Here is a 20,818-nt window from a genome sequence, read left to right as displayed (position 1 = left end):
TCACTTCACCTTGTTCCATAATGATAATAGTTAATATCATTCTTCCTTTCTTTCTTTTTGTTGATGATTGCACCGAGAATAGTTGCATTTACATTTGTTAGTTGACCTAAACCTTGCTGAATATGAGTAACTTTCGTTGTGTCGGATTGAACGACGAGTAAGCAACCATCGACTTTTGTCGCGAGAATTGCTGCATCGGAAAAAAATAACGGAGGACTATCAATGATAATTCGGTCAAAATGTTCTTTCAATTCCTGAAGTAGTTGATCCATTCGTTCAGACGATAATAATTCTGCTGGATTCGGTGGAATCGGACCACAAGTAATCGATTGTAAATTAGGTGTAAATGTGTCCAATAAAATATCTTGAACAGATCTATTTCCTGCTAAATAGTGTGTTAAGCCAATTTGACCGTTCGACATTCCCATTTTTTCTTTACGTAAATCAGCATCAATGACGACTGTTTTTTTATTATCAATTGCCATCATCATTGCCAAATTACTACAGGTTATTGTTTTCCCTTCATTTTTTGAAGTACTTGTAACTAAAATCGTTTTTAAAGATTTATCCATTAGTTGAAACTGTAAATTTGTTCTTATGGAACGATATGCCTCTAAAACTGGAGTAGACATCGGACCTTTTCTCGAAGTAAGAATAGAATGTAAATCCTCTTTTTTATTTGAATTCAAGCGATTCTTTCGATTTTTTGAAATAATACCTACTTCTCCTAAAAAGGATAAACCAAGATATTTCTCAATATCTTCTTTTGAACTTATTTTTGTATTGAAATAAGCTGATAAAAAAGCATAGGTACAAGCAAACAGAAATCCGATTATAAACGAAATGACCGTATTAAAAAATAATTTCGGTGAAATAGGGGTTTTATGCTTCTCGACTTTAGCTTCTGTTAATATATTGACATTTTCTAAATTCATTAATTGACTTATTTCTTCCTTAGATTTGGTGGCAAATAAATTTGCGATCTCAACAGCTGTATCAAGATCATTTTCTTTTACGTATAAGGAAATAATTTGAGAATTGTCGTTTGTTTCCACACGAAGCTTCTTCTGTAATTCATTATTGGTAAAAGGTTCATCTAACTCCTCTACGACTAAATCGATTATACGATCGCTTTGAATAATGAAATGATACGTTTCTATTAATCGTAAATTAGTTTCGATGTCGAGAGCGGTTAATGTTTCTTCTGTCATTGGTACAGTATTATTAACGAGTAAATCAGAACGAGCCTCATAGACTGGTTTAATGATAAAAGAATTAACAATAACTGCTAGAAGTGCAAAGAGTAGTGGAACAGTAATAATAAATTTGATTCGTTTTTTAAAAATTTGTAAAAAATCACGAATTTGAAAAGTTTGATCCATCGATAAACAGCCCCAATATTCAATAATGTGTTACTCATTAACTCAACTTTCGCATATTGAAATGAACAGTTATGCCTTAGTAGAATGATGTTGGATGAAGAGACAGTACTCAGGTTGACTTTGGATTATTTGTTTGCTTTAGAAACATGTTTACATCTAAGTACATTGCTCTTAAGCTTCCAAATCTGATCAAATAGTAGAACGAAACTGTGCAATAACTAAGCTAGCAGCACTCCCCGTCGCTACAGAAATACACTCCGCTTTCCGCGGGCGGCTGGTAAGCCTCCTCGCTTGAAATTAATGGAAGGCCAACTAAAACCGGCCTTTGCGGCCAACGTCGGCATACCCCTTGCCGGGGCAGGGTCTCACCGATGCCTTTCCTCCCGCAGGAGTCTCCGTGTATTTTCTTCGCTCAGGTGAGGTTGAATCATTACGGTAATTTATGTTTAAAATTATTATCATCTATATTCCCCTAACCTAACGTACAGTTGATTGGAGCGTAGGACAGTCGACTCCTGCTGGAAAAGCACATGGTCTTCGATGGGACGAGCATTTAGCGGAGTCCCACGTGTCTGAAGACCCCGCAGCGGTGGTTTCTCCGCGAGGCGGGTTAAGTTCGCGACGTCCTTGTCGCAATACCCGCACTAGCACGTCCTGCGACTGCGATTACTCGTCGCAATAAACATTGTGCGTCGGAGGCTGAAGCCGTGCCTGCGGAAAGCATGTCACATTTCGCGGAAGACAACGGTAGCATGGAACGCAATTTAGTTGTTTAGCAGACCTAAAGTTACTGCGCAGTTTATTTCTTATTATGCAACATCAAATTTATTTTTGTAGGAGACGGAATGACGCTCTTAATTTTAAGAAAACTACTCATGATACCCAAGTTGTCAAGGGCATCTTTTTAGAAGCACTTAAAACTTAACCAAGCTAACTGTTTAAATTCGTTTTATCAGTGCGTAAGTTGAGTCATTAATAAATGATTGTTAAGTATGGTTCAACGTTTGACCTTGCTTCTACTATTTGTGAAGTGGAACTAGTAGATGAAGTTTAGTTGAAAATATGCCTCCTAAACTGCACCGTCTGCCTTAATAACTTTTATAATTGTTAAAAAAACAATTTTTGTATCTAGAAGAAATGAACAATTTTTTACATACTTCAGATCATAATGAATTTTTTCTCCATGATTTATATTTGATCTTCCATTTACTTGTGCATACCCAGTAATCCCTGGTTTAACATAAAGTCGTTGCATTTGACATTCATTATAATAATGAACAATTTCAGGGATTTCTGGTCTTGGACCGATAAAACTCATTTCTCCTTTTAAGACATTAATTAATTGAGGTATTTCATCAATACTAAATTTTCTAAGCCAAAAACCAATTTTCGTTACATTCATGGCTACACTTGATTTAAAGATAAAATCATCAGGAACCCCATTTGTCCATGAGCGTCCTGATTTTTTAGTAGAACTTTTATTTAGTTGCATCGTACGGAATTTCCATATAATGAATGACTTTTCGTCTTTACCGATTCGTTCTTGCTTAAATAAAACTGGAGTGCCTTCAAAAATGATGATCGTTAATGTTGTAATAAGTATCAACGGTAATAGTAAAAACAATAAAAAGAGACTCCCAATAATATCCATAAATCTCTTTATAACAAAATAGAATTTATACTGTTTTACAACTACTTTTATTTCTTTTATATGAAAAATGTCTATTTTTGCCCTTTGAACCAATGTTTACCACTCCTGTCGGTCGAAAGTTATACCATTATATTCGATGTACAACATCTTTATTACTATGGAAAGAAATAGTATAGGAATTTGTTCTGTTTAATTTTCCAACTATTGAAAATAAAAAAAGAACTTCCAAATATTATTCAGAAAAGTTCTTTGAAGGAAAGGGCTAAATGAAAACAATATAAAAAGCACATAGAGTTTTATTAAATCTATGTGCTACCATTTTCACTGATATATTTGTTGAAGTGCCTCCTCTAAATGAGGATATGTAAATGTAAAATGATTTTCTTCTGCTTTTTTTGGATAGACATATTGTCCTTCTGTAATGAGTTGATGCATTTCTCCAAGCATTATTTTTAACATAGCTGTAGGTGCTGATAAAAAAGTAGGGCGGTGTAATGTTTGCCCCAACACTTTTGTAAAGTCTGCGTTTCGTCTCGGATATGGTGCAGTAACATTAAGAGGGCCTTTAATGGCTTTTTCCTGGAGAGCAAATAAAAGCATTTCCACACAATCATCTATATGGATCCAAGAAATCCATTGTTCGCCTGAGCCAATTTTTCCGCCTGCAAATAATTTTATCGGTCTTGCCATTTGTGGCAAAGCTCCTTCATTCTCGTCAAGAACAACTCCGAATCTTGCATACACTGTTCGAATGCCGAAATCTTCCGCAGTATGGGCAACATTTTCCCACTGAGAAGTAACGGTAGCTAAAAAATCATCACTTGCTTCTTTTGTTGCTTCGGTGAAAATTTTATCGTTAGAAACACCATAATAACCGATAGCTGAACCAGAAATAAATACTTCAGGCTTTGTCTCCATATGCATCATAATTGCGATTAATTTTTCGGTCGTTTGAATCCTGCTTGAAACAACATCCGCTTTCTTTTTTTCGGACCAATAACCAAAAAGCGATTCACCAGCAAGGTTCACAACCGCATGAATAAATGGTAATCTATTCATGGAATAGTTGTAACTAATGTAAGATACGTATTCTGTATCTTGGTGTTGTTTAGGGAAACGGGTTAAAACATAGACATGATGACCTTCCGCCACTAATCTTTTGACAAAACGACTTCCAATAAATCCAGTTCCACCAGTCAATAATATATTCAAGAAAACCCCCTCCTTCATATAAACAGCACAAATTTTATAATAGTATATTCATGTTATGATAGATCAAGGGGTGAGTCAATTTTTGCGAACAATTACTAAAATTTCAACACAAAAAAAGTCGGCGAATCGCTACAATATTTTTTTAGATCATGAGTACGCTTTTAGTGTGGATGAAGATGTGTTAATAAAATTTCATTTACATAAAGGGTTAACTTTATCAGATGAAATGATTAAAAATATTACTGAAAATGAATCATTGCAACGTTCATATTTATCAGCTATTAATTACGTAAGCTACCGAATGAGATCGATGCTAGAAATGCGCACCTACTTAAAAGGGAAAGAAATGGAAGAAACAGCAATCGATCAAGTAATCGATCGGTTAGTATTAGAAAAGGTCTTAAACGATGAAGAATTTGCAAATGCTTATGTCAAAGATCGCATGAATTTCACATCGAAAGGACCAACCCTCATTGCTAAAGAATTACAAGAAAAAGGAGTTTCATTTGAAATAGCCAATCGTGCAGCTCTTCAATATAGCGAGGAACAACAGTTTGCAAAAGCAATCAAATGGGCAGAACGAGAATTCAACAAAAAAAGTAAACACTCTTATCGAAAACGACAGGAACAATTAACCTATAAATTATTACAAAAAGGTTTTACAAATGATGTTGTCACTGATGTCATGAGAGAGGTATCAAGAGAAAAGGATCATGAGGAGGAAAAATCTGTTTTACAAGTGCAAGGTGACAAATTGGTTAGACGTTATAGCAAAAAGTTTTCCGGTTATGAATTAAAAACGAAAATAAAGGCTGGATTATATAGTAGAGGATTTTCAAGTGAACTTATTAACGAATATGTAGAAAATTTAGAGGAATAAATGTAAAATATGTAGTAGTAAGGGGATGAAGCAATGAGTTTACGATATAGTGATTATTCCATTGAACAATTACGTGAAGAATTAGGGAAGTTGAAGGAAAAAGCCCAAAAAGCAGAGCAATTAGGTGAAATAAATAAAGTCGCCATTTACGAAAGAAAAATGCAAATTGTTTCTTCTTATATGATGAATCCAGATGAATTTCAGTCAGATGATATTCACAAATTGAATGGAGATCCTGGTTATACATTCAAAATTAATTTTATTAACGGTGTGATGGCTTGGGGACATCGAATTAATTTATTGGGAGAAATGCATGAAACGGAAGAAGCATTACCCATATCATTACTTGGAGAAAAGGTAGAGGGAAAGTAAAAACTCGCTAAAAATGCGAGTTTTCTTTCGTATACAAGTGATTAAATTTTACTTTGCGCTCGAACTGGCTAGTTAGAATCTAAGGGTAACGAATAGCGTTTAAACGGACTTATACCATAAATCATACTGCTTGCCAGGAAACTTGTTTGATTACGTTGGGCTGTCGCCAAAATACAATTTTTTTTGTAATTTTTGTTCTGAAAATATCCAGCCAGTATAGGAATTGATAATGGTAAAATGATCATCAATTTGGGCGACGGCGACAAATGGGTAATATCCTTTGGAACGGTATCTTAAATCGATAAAACGGACCTCTGTATAGCGTTCATTTTCAATGATTTCCCAACGATAAACAGGGGAAAATGACAAAAACGCTTCAATATTTTTATCTGTTTTTGCAATATCAATAATTTCAGATTTCGGCAATGGGACACGCTCGAATTCATCCATTAACTGGATATGGCCATTTTCAACTATTCCTACAAAAAAGCGATCTTTCGTCGTTATTGCTACCCGCCAATAATTTTGCTTCATTGTTGGAGATGTTGCAACTTGTTCTGTTGTTGGAAAATATTCATGAATTTTTTTAACGATTTCCCTTTTATCAAAGAAACGTTTAATATAGTAAAGGGTAATAACACCATAAATCGTTAAAAAAGTGCTGCCCGGGTTTGCTCCTAACATCCAAGCGATTATTCCTGCAACATGTAAAAAAAAGATGTATGGATCAAACGTATTAATAAAGCCAAGTGCAACCCATTTGTGAGTAAACGGACGCAAAGCTTGTGTTCCATAGGCATTAAAAATATCGACAAACACATGGACAATCACAGCTAAAAACGTCCAGAGCCAAAGATGGAGAAAACTGATTTCCGGTACGAACATATATATAATCGTTGAGATAAACACACCCCAAAAGATAACTGCTGGAATAGAATGTGTTAATCCACGGTGGTTACGAATGTATGTGGCATTATTTCTTAATTTTAAGACAGTATCAAAATCAGGAGCTTGTGATCCGATTAATGTTCCGATTAAAACAGCATTAAATAGTGTAGGGTCATTTGCAACTACAGGATCTAAAGTAGCGACACCTCCTAGTGCAATTCCCATTACTACATGGGTTCCAGTATCCATTTATGTCCTCCTTAAAACGAACCAATCATCTAGTACAATTGTAACATAACGGAGTGATTTTATGACTGATAAAACGTTACATAAATTTGACAAAAAAATGTTTAACCATAATCTAATTTCTTGGTATCATAAAAACAAACGAGAACTACCATGGCGTGATACGAATAATCCGTATGCAATTTGGGTCTCTGAAATTATGTTACAACAAACAAAAGTTGATACCGTTATTTCTTATTATAAGAAGTTTATGAATCGTTATCCAACAATTTTTCACTTAGCTAAGGCAGAACAACAAGAAGTACTAAAAGAGTGGGAAGGATTGGGTTATTATTCACGGGCACGAAATTTACATGACGCGGCAAGAGAAGTTGTAGCAACTTATCATGGTGAAGTTCCAAAAAATCCGAAGCAATTAGGAACACTCAAAGGAATTGGTCCATATACACAAGGAGCCATTTCATCGATTGCATTTCAGCAACCAGAACCCGCCGTTGATGGAAATGTTATGCGTGTATTGTCCCGTGTTTTGCTCGTAAAGGATAATATAAGTGAACAACGAACGAGGAAAAAGTTTGAACATATTGTAAGAGAGTTAATTTGCCATTCAGATCCTTCTGCCTTTAACCAAGGATTAATGGAGCTTGGTGCTTTAATCTGTACACCGACATCACCAGCATGTTTGCTTTGCCCGGTACAAAATGAATGTCGTGCCTTTGCTGAAGGATGTGAGAAAAAGCTGCCCGTTAAATTAAAAAAGAAAAAACAAAAAACAGTATCTTATCTCGTGTTACTTATTCGTGATGTGGATGGAAAAATTGCCATAGAAAAACGTCCTGATAAAGGGTTACTCGCAAATATGTGGCAATTTCCGATGATAGAACTGAAGGATAAACACTCTTTAGAAAAAATAGCAGAAAAGAAGTATGGAATTCCACTTATATTGAAAGAAGAATTAGGACATGTCAATCATGTTTTTTCCCATTTAATTTGGGATTTACATGTATATGAAGCAATTTGTGCGACACGACCTGAAATAAGTGAACAAGTGAGATTATCCTTTATAAAGGAAGAAGAATTACAGGACTATCCTTTTTCAGTGTCCCATATAAAGGTAAGGGAATTTTTGCAAGGTAAACATGGCTAATTTAATATAAAAAAATAGTATACACCTCCAAAGTAAAAAAAGGTTGTTCCAAATAATACCAATAGGGGAGTTTGGATAACTTTTACCAAGTTGGATAAGTTAATAACTGCGGAGGTGATATAAAATGGATCGCAAGCAAAAAGCAGGCACTAATGTGCAAAAAGTGAGAAAACAAAACCAGCAAGCGGCACAAGCTCAACCTGGACAATACGGAACGGAGTTTGCTGAAGAAACAGACGCACAAGAAGTAAGGAAGCAAAATCAAAAATCACAACAAAATAAAAAGTAATGAAATACATGATTATGTATGAAAGCTTTCCTAGGCGGGAAAGCTTTTTATTCTTTAGCAGATAAGAAAGTATAAATTCTTTCTTCCTGCTCATTGGCTGAAAACGCGACGACCTGGACTTCACTCTCGTTTGTCCCACCGTAAGTTCAACTAAGGTATTCGCAATAAAGGCTTTAATTATGTACATAAGTGCAACATCTCCTAGTCCCCGCTTTGTGGATTGCCAATCGATGTGTTTTCTTTAGCGAATGGCAAGGTTTCTGAAAGAGTGGGGTACGAATTTAACGAAGTTGGACATGTAAGAGGAAACTGCTAGGGGAATTACAGTTAGAATATGCATAATCAAAATAACAACTTAAAAATTACGAGAGGCTTAAAGTGTGATCAAATAGAAACAATAAACTTTCTATATAATTGTTGAACCTGTATACTTATGATATAACCGAGTGAAAGGTCGATTGGATGGAGATACCAAGCATTGGTTCAGTCATTCACATTAATAGTTTAAAACATGATCAGACACTGCATAGAAGATGGGAAGAAAATATTGTTCTTTACAGTGATCAACAAAAAATTATTGGTGGAAACAATAAAACAATTGTAGAAGAAGCGGGAGGAAATAGGTGGCGCACAAAGGAGCCAGCGATTTTTTATTTTGATCGACGGTACTGGTTTAACATTATATTTATCCTTGGCAAAGACGAATCATTTTATTATTGCAATATAAGTTCACCATATACGTATAAAAACAGAATGATACAATATATTGATTATGATATAGATATCATTGTATCGTTAGATTGGTCTTACAAGATTCTCGATCAAGAAGAATATGAAACAAACAACGAAAAATATACTTATCCAATAACGGTTCAACAAGCGATTGAAACTGATTTAATCGTGTTACAAAACTGGATTCAACATCATCATGATCCATTTAACGAATCATTTATTCATTATTGGTATGATAAGTTTTTAACATTGCAGTCTGAAGTTTAACGCCTTGTTGCTTTTGTAACAGGGCTTTAAATACGAAAAAAGTAAAGATTATGTATATAAAAAGGAAGATTTTTCATGAGCAGTATTAAACAATATTTGAAATTTGTTCGTCCATATACATGGCATATTATTTGGACGATTATGATTGGCATATTTAAATTTGCGATTCCGTTATTAATACCACTCATTTTAAAATATGTGATCGACAATATTATTCAGGGAAACATGTCACAAGCAGATAAAATCAGCCAACTTTTTTGGTTAATGGGAATTTCATTTGTTGTGTTTCTCTTATTACGTCCTCCTATTGAATATATTAGACAATATTTGGCACAATTAGTTGGTAGTAAAATTTTATATGACTTAAGAGATCGATTATTTGATCATATTCAACGACTTAGTTTGAAGTATTATTCTAATACGAAGACAGGAGAAATCATTTCCCGGGTAATACATGATGTCGAGCAAACGAAGACTTTTGTGATCACTGGCTTAATGAATGTTTGGCTTGATATGGTAACGATACTCATTGCCATTGGTATTATGCTAACGATGGACGTTAAATTGACGATTGTATCGATAATCTTATTTCCGTTGTACGGTTTTTCAGTGAAATATTTTTATGCAAAATTACGGAAATTAACCCGGGATCGTTCGCAGGCGCTGGCAGAGGTGCAAGGACATCTTCATGAACGAGTGCAAGGAATTTCTGTGACACGTAGTTTTGCACTGGAAGAGTATGAACAAGAACAATTTGATCAGCGTAATAAAAACTTTTTAACAAAGGCGATCGACCATACGAGCTGGAATGCAAAAACGTTTGCCGTTACGAATACGATTACTGATTTAGCGCCATTACTCGTCATAGCTTTTGCAGCATATCAGGTGATAACTGGTAATTTAACGGTTGGGACAATGGTTGCATTTGTCGGGTATATGGAAAGGGTATATAGTCCATTGCGACGATTAATTAATGCTTCCACAGTGCTGACGCAATCGATCGCATCGATTGATCGTGTTTTTGAGTTTATGAATGAAAAATATGATGTGTATGATAAGCAAAATGCGATTGAATTAGAGCGAGTTCATGGTGATATTTCAATACAAAATGTTTCTTTTCAATACAATGAAGATGAAAGTAAAGTATTAAATAATATTCATGTACATGTCGAAAAAGGGGAAACAGTCGCGCTTGTCGGAATGAGTGGGGGAGGAAAGTCCACCTTAATTAGTTTGATCCCGCGGTTTTATGATGTGACAGAAGGATCGATTAAAGTCGATGGGATTGACATACGTGATGTCACGCAACGGTCGTTGAGAAACAATATTGGCATGGTATTACAAGATAATATTTTATTTAGTGAATCAATTGCAATGAATATTCGCATGGGAAATCCGTATGCAACAGATGCAGAGGTCATTGCTGCAGCAAAAGCAGCAAATGCCCATGATTTTATTGAAGCTCTACCTAATAAGTATGATACTTTAGTCGGTGAACGTGGAGTTAAACTATCAGGCGGTCAGCAACAGAGAATTGCGATTGCCAGAGTGTTTTTAAAAAATCCTCCAATACTTATTTTTGATGAGGCAACATCCGCACTTGATTTAGAGAGTGAACATACGATTCAAGAGGCACTTGAAAATTTAGCGGCAGATAGAACGACATTTATCGTTGCGCATCGTCTTGCAACAATTACACATGCAGACCGAATTATTGTAGTGGAACATGGACAAATAACGGAAATGGGTACCCATGTAGAATTAATGCGTAAAAAAGGAAGTTATTATGACTTGTATCAACATCAAGATTTTGATTCAAGTGCTAGTTTAATAAAAGGATAGATTTAGAGGGAACCTTAAATAAATGGGGTTCCCATTATTTTTCCTGTAACGTTGGGGAAACGTTTTATTACACGCAATTACTATTTAGGTAAAGGCATTTTCCTGTTGAATTCACTATTATCCCAAATGATCTTCATTTTCACTTTGAACTTCGCATTTTTTCAGGAACGCTGCATTCTCCTTTTGACTCATGCATTATTCCTCCAGCCCCACATACCTCAACAACAAAATCATATCATTCATTTCCATTTTTTATAAAAGAGCCACTTAAAACCTAGTACTTCTTTTAAAAGAAGAATAACAGGGTATTAGTTATGCATACGCTTAAATAAATGAACAAGTTAGTAGGGATCATATGAAAATAATTATAATGAGTCTTATACTTTTCGTCATATTAAACAGTTTAATTCAATTTATTTTGTTTAGACAAGAAAGTCATCCGTTAAAAACACATAAAATTAGTCTATCTTTTGAAGTGTTTTATACACTTATTGTCATTTATTGTATCGTCATTATTGGATTTGGGCTCATTTATTTTGTTTTATCTTTTTATGAACTGACATTAGTTGAAAATGTAAAAGATAGTGATTCATCCACATCGAGTCTTTTATTACGTAGTTTTTATTTTAGTGGTGTTACTCTCCTGACAATTGGTTATGGGGATATCACCCCGTTAGGCTTCGGAAGATTCGTTGCGATTATCCAAGCGTTAATCGGCTTTATTTTACCTACAGCATTTGTGTTGAAATTAGTCCATCTTAATTTTGAACAAAAACGGCATCGCTCTTAAGTGATAATCACTTAGGCAAGCCCGCTTCCTATGGTATAGTTAAATATATAACAATAATGGAGGGATTTTGATGTCTGTAGAAGTTGGACAAAAAGCACCTAATTTTACGTTACAAAACCAAGATGGAGAAGAGGTTAGTTTAGCCGATTTTCAAGGTAAAAATATCGTTTTATATTTTTATCCGAAAGACATGACTCCAGGCTGTACGACACAAGCTTGTGATTTTCGTGATCATTATGCAGCATTTAGTGATTACAACACAGTTATTATAGGGATTAGTCCGGATCCAATTGAGCGTCATCAAAAATTTATTGATAAACATGATTTACCGTTTCAATTACTGGCAGATGTTGAGCATAAAGTGGCAGAGCTTTATGAAGTATGGAAATTGAAAAAGATGTTTGGCAAGGAATTTTATGGAGTTGAAAGATCAACATTTATTATCGATAAAGAAGGAATCATACAAAAAGAATATAGAAAAGTTCGTGTGAAAGGTCATATCGAGGAAACGTTAGAAGTTGTGAAAACACTGTAAGAAAAATGGGGGAGAAAATAACGTGAGAATTTATACGAGGTCTGGTGATAAAGGTACCACTTCTTTAGTGTATGGAAAAAGGGTTGCAAAAAATGATTTACGTGTTGAAGCATATGGCACTTGTGATGAAGCAAACTCGATGATCGGCTTAGCGCTTAGCTTCTTAAATGATGTGGAGTGGGATAAAAAAGCTGATTTTTTAGAGAAAATGTATCGAATCCAAACGATCCTATTTCATGTTGGAGCAGAACTTTCGACACCAAGTGATCGTGAGGTGGCATGGAAGTTAAAGGATAAACATATAAAAGAATTAGAAGACCAAATCGATGAGTGGAGTGAGAACTTACCTCCACTAAAGCAGTTTATTTTACCATCGGGGCATAGTGCTTCAAGCTCACTCCATTTAGCGCGTACAGTAGTTAGGCGTGCGGAAAGAATAGCTGTCGGGGTTCAAGATGAACTACATAATACATTAGCCATTTCCTATTTAAATCGATTATCAGATTATTTATTTGTAGCAGCAAGATATGTAAACAATGAGTTAAAAGGGGAAGAAATTTCGCTGCAAGTAGATGTATAAATTGGTATAGGAACAACTTATTCTCAATACACCAATTTCCTTCTCAATTATTATGGCAAAATTGTGATTGAAATCACACTTACTTTAAACTAATTATTATTCAGTATTAGGTTTAGATTGACAATACCTACGAGAACAATGTAAACTAATAATAGCGATTATAATCTGTATTTTGGGATTATGAAATATACGTGAAAGCGAGGTGCATGACGGTGATAGACGACAAATTACAAATAGCGATTGAAACATTAAAGAAGTCTGGGGTTCGTATAACACCACAACGTCATGCGGTTCTTGAATATTTGCTAACATCGATGTCTCATCCAACTGCAGATGAAATTTACAAGGCCCTTGAGGGAAAGTTCCCAAACATGAGTGTTGCAACTGTATATAACAATTTGCGCATCTTACGTGAAATTGGACTTGTTCGTGAATTGACGTACGGAGACGATTCAAGTCGATTTGATAGTAATATGAATGATCATTACCATATTATTTGTGAAGATTGTGGGAAGATTGTAGATTTTCATTATCCGACACTTGATGAGATTGAATCATTAGCAGAAAAAGTAAGTGGATTTGAGATTAGCCATCATAGGATGGAACTCTACGGTAAATGTCATGAATGTTCCAAAGTAAAGGTGCAATAAATAATCATAATAAAGAGTTTCGTGTATACAAATTATGATAATGGGAAAAACGTTAAATTGCATCGATTCAAAAAATAGTAACTGATTATATCAGTTGCTATTTTTTTCTTTATCTATTATTTAACAGTGGAAAATGAAGAGAAAAATTAGTATTCATTAAAGACTTCCAATTTTTGACGAGGGTATAATCTATTTTCTATCTGTTCGAAGTTTTAAAAACCCCTGACTCTGACTATCACTTATTCTCTACTAGGCTCACTTTGCTTTCAGTTAATGCATGAAAGCTCTTCATTTTAGAAATATTATTATAATGGTTTACCTTGTGATGAAAGGCTGTTTTCTTAAAGATTATTGTTTTTATGATAAAAAATTGTAACTTTAAAGTTTTCTGATAAAATAATCAATATAGTTTAGCAAAGGAGGTCAACCATTGTCAAAAGGACTTATTCACCATATTGAAATATATGTTTCAGATTTAAAAAGTTCAATCAACTTTTGGGGTGAGTTTTTAGAGGAATTAGGATACGAGACTTTTCAATCGTGGGAAAGTGGACAAAGTTGGAAAATCGGAGAGACATATATTGTTTTCGTACAAGCAGAAGAAAGATTTATGGACATACCTTACCATAGATGCAGAGTTGGGCTAAACCATTTGGCATTCCATGCAAGTTCCCGTCAACAAGTAGATGATATGACAAGAAAGTTAGAACGCAAGGGGGTTAAAATCCTTTATATCGATAAGCATCCCTTTGCAGGAGGTGAAAAACATTACGCTGTTTATTTTGAAGACCCAGATAGAATTAAGGTTGAATTGGTAGCACCTTGAACTCTAAATATAAAAGTCTTTTACTATGGACTCTTTTTGCAAATGCACCAAGACCAATCCACGCCTTTCCGCCCTGTGGACTTATCATCTCTTTTGCTCTATTATGCAGATATTCCGATCTTACTCCCTTTAAAGCATTCAGTAATTCAAGAATTAACAGAACCTGGAACTTTATAATGCATCATCTGTTCTTGGATGTTTATATTTTTTATTTTCATTTCACTTCCCCTTTATTTAATAACATTAAAATAATTTTAACGCGAATATTTGTTCCTTTGTATATATTTGGATATGATAATTCTATTTAATTAAATAATCCTTTAGTTTACATACAACATTTATTATTAAATATGATTTGTAATCGTCATAACAATGAGAATAGAGCCAAGATATCCATATCTGAATTCTTGGCTCTATTGAGATTGTTTTTTCTCTTTTTTTAATAATCGAATTAGTTAATGTGAACGATCCTGTTTTACTAATTCTACTTCCACCCATTTTCGTACACTATTAATAAGCCATATTCGCGTACAACTATGTAAATCCGCTTTCTTGATTTTACGCTCCACTATTGTACCATCGGATAGTAATTTTTCGCGAAATGTACCAGGTAATAATCCGCATTCAATAGGGGGAGTGAAGCGTTCACCATCGATTTCTACTACAACATTTCCAATTGTAAATTCGGTGATTTCATCGTTTTCATTCCATAATAAAACATCAAGTACATCATCTCGCATATGTTCTTTATAAAATGAACGATTCGTTGTCTTATGGTATAAAAATGTATTTTCTTTATTGATCGGCTTTTTAGCTAAACAAACTTTCGGATTTTCTATTTCATGTAATCTAAAAATTTCTGTATGCCCCTGACCATTTTCATCGACTAATAAGCGGACTTTCCATGCTCCATCTTTGTGACAATGTGCATATTGCATTAGTTTTTCTTTAATTCGTGGAAGATTAAGGTGAAAATCAAAATAGTTTGCTGATTTTTCAAGTCTACTTATGTGCTCACTAAAAACAACATATTTCCCATCGTACAGTCCAAACGTTTCCAAAAGTTGAAAAGGTTGGTTTTTGATGTGTAATACTTTTGTCTTTGTTAACACTTCGTCATATTCTTCGTCCACATTTGAATCTTTCGTTATTGCTCCACCTGCACCATAACGAGCAATTCCATTCTGTTTATCAATGACGACTGTTCGGATAGGGACATTAAAAACAGCTTCTTTTTCAGGGGTAATATAACCAATTGCCCCGCAATAAACTTCACGTGGGACGGGTTCAAGTTCTGTAATCATCTGTATTGATTCACGTTTCGGGACACCGGATATGGAACCACAAGGAAAAAGTGCTTTGATTAAATCAATGAAACGAACTTCTGGTAAAATGTCCCCAGAAATCGTTGAGGTCATCTGATATACGGTTGGATATTTTTCCACGGAATACTTTTCCACAATTTCAATACTTGCTTCATTTGCTATTCTTTTTAGTTCATCAGACATTAATGTTGTAATTAAATTATTTTCCTGTTGATTCTTTTTCGATGTTTGTAACCAATGTTTATTTTGGATATCTTCTTCATACGTTTTTCCACGATGAATGGTGCCTTTCATTGGCTTCGCTGTTATTCTACCGTTTTTAACGTGAAAAAATAGCTCTGGCGATGCCGATAGAATTTGAAAATCACCAATATCTAAGTAAGCACAATATTTCGCACGTTGTGCATTCCTTAATTGGTTATAATAAGTAAAAGGATCGCCATGAAAATTTGCTCGGAATGGGACCGTATAGTTTATTTGATCGATCTTTCCTTCCATAATGGCATCCATAATGTGCTGAAATGTCTCATTATATTCCAGCTTTGATTGAGCGATTTCCCAACTTTCAACTGAAAATCCGCCATTTTGGTCAAATACTTGAACAGAAGGCTCACGAAAAACGCCAAACCAAATAAAAGGCATATGGTTGTCCGTTTTTTTATGTATGTCAAAAAATGAATGAGCAACTTCATAACTTATATAACCTGCAACATAATAACCATTTTCGACCGCTTGCTCCACTTTTTCTAAGCAATTTGCTACATCCTTTAGGTGATTAGCAATGATTAATTCTTCTGGCTGTGAGAATAAAAGAGGCTTTCGTTGTGTTTCGTTTATCATAAAATCAAATTGTAAGGTTTGCTTTACCATTAGCCCCACCACTTATTATTGTTTTCTTTGTTCTTCTGATTGTCGACGATATTTTCGTGTATTATATTTTTCATCAAATTCCTTACCTTCAAGTTCTTTATCCAATGTGAGTGGCTGTTTACAATGCATACAAGCATCGACACGACCGAGCATTTTTGTCGGTTTTTCACAGCTTGGACAAATGATTGGGATAGCTTTCGTGGATAGAAGACCTATCCAAAAATAAACGACTGTACTTAATATAACAAATAATACACCTATGGTGAAAAAAGTAACCATTAACCAAGGGATTTTTTTCGTTAATATTCCTCCATACATAACAGCTATACCAATAAAGATTAAGCTAAGTGCAAATCCTCTAATCTTATTAATTTTACTTTTATACACTAATTGCGGTTCACTCAATGTAAATCCTCCTTCAATTGTTCCATTCGTATTATAACATGAACCGTTCATAGTTTAACATTTGAACAACTAATTCCTTAAAGAGGTTATTTAAAGGTTTGGTAAAAAATGACACTTCACATTTCTTTGGCTGTTTAAGAAAGTGTAAATCCATTCTTGAATAGCCAAAGTAGCAATAAGGTATTACAATGAAGGACTGGCGAATGTCAAGTTTTCTAATTGGCTAGCCTCTCTGCTACTCACGTATTAAAATGCATACACCCTTGCTTAAAGCTACACCACCTCGAATGCACGTACAATGTTTATTGCACCGAGTAATCGTAGATGCAAAAGCTTTTCGATGGGATGAGCATTTAGTGGAGTCCCAGAACGCAGCGATCTTATGCGACCTTGATTCTTTTTATCCTCTTTTTTGAACACGCACTTAAATGAATAGCATATTTTTCCATGAAAGCACATACATATTACTGTTTGGTAGGTAGAGGATTATAAGGAAAAAGTAGGTTGAAAATTCGTCGAATAATCAGTATACTTATATAAAGCTATAATGTGAGCTAATGACATCATTACCATTCTTTACTATTTTACTTACCTACATCATGTTTAGTTTACATGAGGCAAATAAATAAGGGGGATAAGCAATGAGAAAAACTAGGTTGTTCACTGTTATGATGGTGCTAGTAGGTCTTATTTTAGTACTAGCCGCTTGTGGCGGAAGTAGTTCTACTAGTGGTGGAGCGAAGGATGCAAAAATAGCAATCGGTCCAGCTGCCAGTGAAACAAACACAGTTTCTAAAATACTTTTAGCAGCTCATGGATTAGAAGAGGGAGATTATCAAGTTTACCAAGAAGGTTTTGGAGATGCAGCCGATTTGGTACAGGACGGAAATATTGATATCTCGATAGGAATTTTAGGACTTCCAGCTGGTAGTATCGAAAGTTTGCAAGCGTCTGCAGGGGATGTTGTTATGCTTGGATTATCAGAAGAAGCGATTGAAGAGATGGAAGCAAATACTGGATACGAACGTTACACTATACCACAAGATAGTTATGATTTTTTAGAGTCTGACATTGAGACAGTTGCAGCTTATGCAGTCTTAATGGGGAACACGGATACAATCGATGAAGAGCTAGGGTATGAGCTTGCTAGAATTATGGTGGAACACGCGAATGAAGTTACCCATGCTCAGGGAGCCGAAATGACGTTAGAAAACGCTTTAAATGGTGCAGAAGGCTTACCAATTCACCCGGGCGCAAAACGTTATTATGAGGAACAAGGATTAACAGTCGATAATCCAGTTGCGGACTTAACCGCAGACGAAGCAGATCGTAAAACAGAATTTATATTAGGTACGGGAAGTCAAGGTGGAACATACTATCCGTTAGGTGGAGAGATTGCTAACGTGTGGAATAACCATTTAGATAGTAATTTTACCAATATGGAAACAGGTGCTTCTGTTGAAAATTTAGCAACAATTGGTGAAGGCGAGATGGACTTAGGGATGGCTGTTCATGTTCCATCGTTAGCTGCGATTAATGGGGAAGGTGATTTTGAAGGGAACGTAATTGAAAACGTTGCCTTTATCGGTCATATCTATCCTGAGATTGTTCAAATTGTTACGAGAGAAACGACAGGGATTACTAGTTTAGACGGAAAGTAAGATAGTGTAAAAAAAGCTGGGAAAAGAGCAATCTTTATATGCTCTTTTCCTTTTTAGAAAAAGGTGGTGGGAAGATGGATGAACAGGTGCGTTTAAAAGAACAATCTCAAGCGGAAAAAGACGCAAAAAAAATGTTGGAAAAATATGATCGAGAAAGTCAATTTCGGGAACATATTGGTAAATGGGCGTGGATTGTTACCTTTTTGGGAGTTGCTTTAACGGTTTTTCATATTTATGCGGGTTATTTTGGAACGCTACCTTCACAAAAGCAAGGGGCGATCCATTTAGGGACAGCGCTTGGAATTATATTTTTACTTTATCCAGCAAAAAGTGGCTTGCAAAAAAAGCAAAAAACAGTTCCTTGGTATGATGTTATATTAGCTTTTACAGCGATGTATGTAACGTATCATAAAATAATCTTTTTCGATTCGATTATTCAAAGCAGAATTTCGGGTTATAGTATGCTTGATACGATTATTTCTATTGTCGCAATTTTATTACTACTTGAAGCAACACGTCGTACGGTAGGAATCCCAATCGTTATCGTTGCATCTGTCATGATTCTGTATGCATTATTTGGGAAATATATACCAACTCAGGTTTTATCACATCCGGGATTTTCATTTAATCGTGTAGCGACTAATCTTTGGTATCAAGAGAGTGGAGTTTTCGGGACGCCCATTCAAATTTCATCTAAATTTATTTACTTGTTTTTATTTTTCGGTGTCATGCTCGTTCATACGAGAATCGGCCAGTTTTTTAATGATATAGCATTTGCTTTAACAGGAAGGTTCACTGGAGGAACAGCAAAAGCGGCAGTTGTCGCTAGCGCTTTACAAGGAATGGTATCAGGGAGTTCAGTAGGAAATACAGTTGCTTCTGGTTCCTTTACAATTCCGATGATGAAAAAGGCAGGATTTAAACCTGAATTTGCAGCAGGTACAGAAGCATCTGCATCTACTGGGGGACAAATTATGCCACCAATAATGGGTGCTGCAGCCTTTATTATGATGGAATATTTAGGTGTTTCCTATGCAGTAATTATGGTAGCAGCAATCGTTCCGGCGATTCTATACTTTACTGGAATTTTTATTGGTACTCATTTTGAAGCGAAAAAGTTAGGAATTTTAGGATTACCTAAGTCGCAATTACCGAATTTGAAAGAACAAATGATTCGTTATGGTTACATGCTTATTCCATTATTTGTCATTATTGGAACAGTAATGATTGGATTTACACCACAACGTGCCGCAATTTATGGAATTATTTCCACTTATTTAGTTAGTTTAATTCGTAAAGAATCACGGATGTCATTGAAAAAGACGTTCTACGTTCTAGAACAAGGTGCTCGTGTTGCATTACCTGTTATTGCAGCAGTCGCAACAGCAGGAATTATTGCTGGTGTCGTTAGTATTACAGGGCTTGGGGCGAAATTTGCTGCTGGTATTATTTCTTTATCATCGGGCCACTTAATATTAGCGCTCTTCTTCACAATGATTGCTTGCCTCATTTTAGGCATGGGGCTGCCGACAACAGCGAACTATGTTGTAACCGCAACCATCGCTGCTCCAGCTTTAATTAATGGTTTCGATCTAGCACCGATTGCGGTTCATATGTTTGTGTTTTACTTTGGTATTGTTGCTGATATTACACCGCCAGTTTGCCTTGCCGCTTATGCCGGGGCTGGAATTGCTAGGGCGAATCCATTTAAGAGTGGTGTAACAGCGGTAAAACTCGCGATAGCGGCATTTATTATTCCTTATATATTTGTGTATAATCCAATTTTAGTTTTAGTTGATGTGACGGCACTTGAGTTAACCGTGGCCATTGCAACAGCTGTAATCGGAATGATGGGTGTCAGTAGTGCGATGATTGGATTTTTTATTCGTCATTCAAGAGTGTGGGAGCGGTTGTTCATGTTTATAGGTGGAATGTGTTTAATTTTACCGGAAATGATTACAAATTTTGTCGGGATTGGGCTTATTGGTCTCGTTTGGTTTATTCAAAAACAACGAAAAGATGATAGTGGTGGATTAGAGCAACAGACTCCATCTCAGGTAACTTCATAAATTGTAGCTAGAAATGAAAAAACTGTCTTCCAGCCAAGGCTTGTGAGACAGTTTTTTTGATGGTAATTTAGACTTTCGTTCGACGAAAAGAGCAAGCCACCTTTTATTTCAAACGTTCAAGCCATACATTTGCAGTATTTTAATCTACTTCTCTTAAATTCAACTAAGTTTATATGTTATGATGAATAAGAGTTTAGGA

At 35.2% G+C, this 20,818-nt stretch carries 19 protein-coding genes; 13 read left to right on the top strand and 6 right to left on the bottom strand.

Features of this window, described 5'->3' with window-relative positions; all coding sequences use genetic code 11:
* Positions 1-5: 5 nt before the first annotated feature.
* The 3 genes from DFR56_RS04865 to DFR56_RS04855 form a co-directional block, all read right to left on the bottom strand.
* Positions 6-1,382 carry a tyrosine-protein kinase domain-containing protein gene (locus tag DFR56_RS04865; protein WP_110394290.1) on the bottom strand — a complete coding sequence of 459 codons (1,377 nt, stop codon included), beginning with the start codon at positions 1,380-1,382 and terminating at the stop codon, positions 6-8.
* Positions 1,383-2,451: 1,069 nt separating this feature from the next.
* Positions 2,452-3,126 carry a sugar transferase gene (locus tag DFR56_RS04860; RefSeq protein WP_307786782.1) on the bottom strand — a complete coding sequence of 225 codons (675 nt, stop codon included), beginning with the start codon at positions 3,124-3,126 and terminating at the stop codon, positions 2,452-2,454.
* A 228-nt stretch (positions 3,127-3,354) separates the two neighbouring features.
* Positions 3,355-4,245: a TIGR01777 family oxidoreductase gene (locus DFR56_RS04855; RefSeq protein ID WP_110394289.1), complete on the bottom strand. Its 891-nt coding sequence runs from the start codon at positions 4,243-4,245 to the stop codon at positions 3,355-3,357.
* 82 nt (positions 4,246-4,327) lie between these two features.
* Between DFR56_RS04855 and recX the strand changes: the two genes are divergently transcribed.
* Both recX and DFR56_RS04845 read left to right on the top strand, forming a co-directional pair.
* Positions 4,328-5,125, top strand: coding sequence for a recombination regulator RecX (recX, locus tag DFR56_RS04850; RefSeq protein WP_158525505.1), 798 nt, complete (start codon positions 4,328-4,330; stop codon positions 5,123-5,125).
* 33 nt (positions 5,126-5,158) lie between these two features.
* Positions 5,159-5,497 carry a YfhH family protein gene (locus DFR56_RS04845; protein WP_110394287.1) on the top strand — a complete coding sequence of 113 codons (339 nt, stop codon included), beginning with the start codon at positions 5,159-5,161 and terminating at the stop codon, positions 5,495-5,497.
* Between the two features lie 150 nt (positions 5,498-5,647).
* Here the strand turns inward: DFR56_RS04845 and DFR56_RS04840 are convergent, their stop codons facing one another.
* A complete protein-coding gene (locus DFR56_RS04840) occupies positions 5,648-6,634 on the bottom strand; it encodes a metal-dependent hydrolase (protein ID WP_110394286.1) in 987 nt (328 codons plus the stop codon).
* Positions 6,635-6,695: 61 nt separating this feature from the next.
* Between DFR56_RS04840 and mutY the strand changes: the two genes are divergently transcribed.
* The 9 genes from mutY to DFR56_RS04795 all read left to right on the top strand — a co-directional run bounded on the left by mutY (position 6,696) and on the right by DFR56_RS04795 (position 14,289).
* Positions 6,696-7,778, top strand: a complete 1,083-nt coding sequence (mutY, locus tag DFR56_RS04835) for an A/G-specific adenine glycosylase (RefSeq protein WP_110394285.1) — start codon at positions 6,696-6,698, stop codon at positions 7,776-7,778.
* Positions 7,779-7,902: 124 nt separating this feature from the next.
* On the top strand, positions 7,903-8,067 hold the full coding sequence (locus DFR56_RS04830; RefSeq protein WP_110394284.1) for a gamma-type small acid-soluble spore protein: 165 nt from the start codon (positions 7,903-7,905) through the stop codon (positions 8,065-8,067).
* Between the two features lie 462 nt (positions 8,068-8,529).
* Positions 8,530-9,066: a DUF402 domain-containing protein gene (locus DFR56_RS04825; RefSeq protein ID WP_110394283.1), complete on the top strand. Its 537-nt coding sequence runs from the start codon at positions 8,530-8,532 to the stop codon at positions 9,064-9,066.
* 75 nt (positions 9,067-9,141) lie between these two features.
* A complete protein-coding gene (locus tag DFR56_RS04820) occupies positions 9,142-10,908 on the top strand; it encodes an ABC transporter ATP-binding protein (protein WP_110394282.1) in 1,767 nt (588 codons plus the stop codon).
* 355 nt (positions 10,909-11,263) lie between these two features.
* The gene (locus DFR56_RS04815; RefSeq protein WP_110394281.1) at positions 11,264-11,698 is read left to right on the top strand and encodes a potassium channel family protein; all 435 of its coding nucleotides are present in this window, start codon (positions 11,264-11,266) and stop codon (positions 11,696-11,698) included.
* Positions 11,699-11,768: 70 nt separating this feature from the next.
* Positions 11,769-12,233, top strand: a complete 465-nt coding sequence (gene bcp, locus DFR56_RS04810) for a thioredoxin-dependent thiol peroxidase (RefSeq protein ID WP_110394280.1) — start codon at positions 11,769-11,771, stop codon at positions 12,231-12,233.
* A gap of 22 nt (positions 12,234-12,255) precedes the next feature.
* Entirely contained in the window at positions 12,256-12,813 is a 558-nt protein-coding gene (locus DFR56_RS04805) for a cob(I)yrinic acid a,c-diamide adenosyltransferase (protein ID WP_110394279.1), read from the top strand.
* Between the two features lie 206 nt (positions 12,814-13,019).
* On the top strand, positions 13,020-13,463 hold the full coding sequence (gene perR / locus DFR56_RS04800; RefSeq protein ID WP_207518811.1) for a Fur family transcriptional regulator: 444 nt from the start codon (positions 13,020-13,022) through the stop codon (positions 13,461-13,463).
* A 430-nt stretch (positions 13,464-13,893) separates the two neighbouring features.
* On the top strand, positions 13,894-14,289 hold the full coding sequence (locus DFR56_RS04795) for a VOC family protein (protein ID WP_110394277.1): 396 nt from the start codon (positions 13,894-13,896) through the stop codon (positions 14,287-14,289).
* Positions 14,290-14,744: 455 nt separating this feature from the next.
* On the opposite strand, the gene DFR56_RS04790 is transcribed toward DFR56_RS04795, so the two are convergent.
* A complete protein-coding gene (locus tag DFR56_RS04790) occupies positions 14,745-16,484 on the bottom strand; it encodes a chorismate-binding protein (protein WP_242694448.1) in 1,740 nt (579 codons plus the stop codon).
* Between the two features lie 15 nt (positions 16,485-16,499).
* Positions 16,500-16,889 carry a YgzB family protein gene (locus DFR56_RS04785; RefSeq protein WP_242694449.1) on the bottom strand — a complete coding sequence of 130 codons (390 nt, stop codon included), beginning with the start codon at positions 16,887-16,889 and terminating at the stop codon, positions 16,500-16,502.
* A 641-nt stretch (positions 16,890-17,530) separates the two neighbouring features.
* Here DFR56_RS04785 and DFR56_RS04780 point away from each other — a divergent pair.
* Positions 17,531-18,550, top strand: coding sequence for a TAXI family TRAP transporter solute-binding subunit (locus DFR56_RS04780; RefSeq protein WP_110394275.1), 1,020 nt, complete (start codon positions 17,531-17,533; stop codon positions 18,548-18,550).
* Positions 18,551-18,624: 74 nt separating this feature from the next.
* Positions 18,625-20,619 carry a TRAP transporter permease gene (locus DFR56_RS04775; protein ID WP_110394274.1) on the top strand — a complete coding sequence of 665 codons (1,995 nt, stop codon included), beginning with the start codon at positions 18,625-18,627 and terminating at the stop codon, positions 20,617-20,619.
* The last annotated feature ends 199 nt before the right edge of the window (positions 20,620-20,818 follow it).

This window comes from Pseudogracilibacillus auburnensis (assembly GCF_003201975.1).
Taxonomy (GTDB): Bacteria; Bacillota; Bacilli; order Bacillales; family Amphibacillaceae; genus Pseudogracilibacillus; species Pseudogracilibacillus auburnensis.
Note: the sequence above shows the minus strand (reverse complement) of the source record. Positions and strands in the feature narration are given on the sequence as shown.

Coding starts and splice junctions, on each gene's coding strand:
- DFR56_RS04825 (WP_110394283.1), top strand. CDS start 8,530: ATGGAGATACCAAGCATTGGTTCAGTCATTCACATTAATAGTTTAAAA.
- DFR56_RS04815 (WP_110394281.1), top strand. CDS start 11,264: ATGAAAATAATTATAATGAGTCTTATACTTTTCGTCATATTAAACAGT.
- perR (WP_207518811.1), top strand. CDS start 13,020: ATGACGGTGATAGACGACAAATTACAAATAGCGATTGAAACATTAAAG.
- DFR56_RS04865 (WP_110394290.1), bottom strand. CDS start 1,382: ATGGATCAAACTTTTCAAATTCGTGATTTTTTACAAATTTTTAAAAAA.
- DFR56_RS04775 (WP_110394274.1), top strand. CDS start 18,625: ATGGATGAACAGGTGCGTTTAAAAGAACAATCTCAAGCGGAAAAAGAC.
- DFR56_RS04830 (WP_110394284.1), top strand. CDS start 7,903: ATGGATCGCAAGCAAAAAGCAGGCACTAATGTGCAAAAAGTGAGAAAA.
- DFR56_RS04820 (WP_110394282.1), top strand. CDS start 9,142: ATGAGCAGTATTAAACAATATTTGAAATTTGTTCGTCCATATACATGG.
- DFR56_RS04845 (WP_110394287.1), top strand. CDS start 5,159: ATGAGTTTACGATATAGTGATTATTCCATTGAACAATTACGTGAAGAA.
- mutY (WP_110394285.1), top strand. CDS start 6,696: ATGACTGATAAAACGTTACATAAATTTGACAAAAAAATGTTTAACCAT.
- DFR56_RS04790 (WP_242694448.1), bottom strand. CDS start 16,484: ATGGTAAAGCAAACCTTACAATTTGATTTTATGATAAACGAAACACAA.
- bcp (WP_110394280.1), top strand. CDS start 11,769: ATGTCTGTAGAAGTTGGACAAAAAGCACCTAATTTTACGTTACAAAAC.
- DFR56_RS04780 (WP_110394275.1), top strand. CDS start 17,531: ATGAGAAAAACTAGGTTGTTCACTGTTATGATGGTGCTAGTAGGTCTT.
- DFR56_RS04840 (WP_110394286.1), bottom strand. CDS start 6,634: ATGGATACTGGAACCCATGTAGTAATGGGAATTGCACTAGGAGGTGTC.